Below are 1178 nucleotides of genomic sequence, written 5' to 3' on the forward strand. Positions count from 1 at the left end.
CAAATTAGTTCGTTGTCATCTTACAATTTTATTCTTGAAGCCCTATTCTATGCAGCTTCATATTAAATTGGTATAACGGGAATTGACAAGTGTCAATGTCGAAAAGCTCGCATTCAAAGAAATCATATTAGCTGTGCTATTTTAGTCTGGGTAAGGTTGAAGCATTTAGCGCGGAAAACTCACCAGACTGTTTATCAAATTAAGTACAACTTACTCGGTAATTATTTAACCGAAGAACTTCGCAATCCTTCGGTCACTATGACTTTAGTTTAAGTGGCTTTCAAGACAGCATATCGTATTTTTAGTCAGTTAGGGTCCAGATTGTTTTGGATTCTAGCAGGCGGGGCAATCACCCTTTAGCGGCTTGTAGTTCAGGATTCTCATAAACGCTATATATGGTGTTTATGCGTAAGTCCTGAAACTAAACATCTGAGCTACTAATTGAGCGCCCCAATCACTGCGTGCTCCTCCAGTTACTTTGCGATGCACGACAACCGGGCGTAAAGCTCTCTCAGCATCATTGTTGTCCGGTTTCACTTCTGGATAGTCTAAAAAAGTGAACCATTCTTTCCAATGACGTTGAATTCGGTTGGCTAATCTTTGGGCATCGGCAGGCCATCCAGTAGTTGGTGGGTTGTGTAAAACTGCAAGCAATTGAGCTTCGATCGCCGGACGCCGGTCGGCGATTTGAAAGCGGCTCAATTTCCCAGCATGATAGTCACGATACCAAGTTCTAGCTGTGGCTAAAACCTCACTCACAGCTTGAGCGAACAGACGATTTCCCTCAAAATGGCTGAATTTTAGTGCTTTCAAGTCGCGTTCTATATGGGTGAAACACTTCTGTTTCGCCGCTGCCGACTGCCGATTGTAAGCACTAAAACAATCGCTACTGAGAATGCCAGAAAAATCTGCTCCCAATAACTGTTTGAGTTCGGCACTACTGCGGGTAGGAGCTAACAAGAGCGCACAAACTCGATCGCTAGTTGCCACCCACAACCAATACTTGATGCCATCAATACAGTAAGTGGTTTCATCAACGCATCGCACACCCGGTTGTTGTACGTAGCTCAACCATTGCTGATAGATTGGCTACAAGCTTTCTTGGAAGTAATGCTGCATTTTGGCTAAACTCCCTTGAGAGATCGGAACCCCCAAGACATGTTCCACAAAATATTCTT

General features: G+C 43.7%; 1 pseudogene. It reads right to left on the reverse strand.

Annotated elements, in window-relative coordinates:
* Positions 1 to 417: 417 nt before the first annotated feature.
* Positions 418 to 1178, reverse strand: a pseudogene (tnpC, locus tag QUA04_RS29720) (IS66 family transposase); the annotation flags it as partial.

It is taken from the genome of Microcoleus sp. S13_C5 (assembly GCF_036700845.1).
Taxonomy (GTDB): Bacteria; Cyanobacteriota; Cyanobacteriia; order Cyanobacteriales; family Microcoleaceae; genus Microcoleus.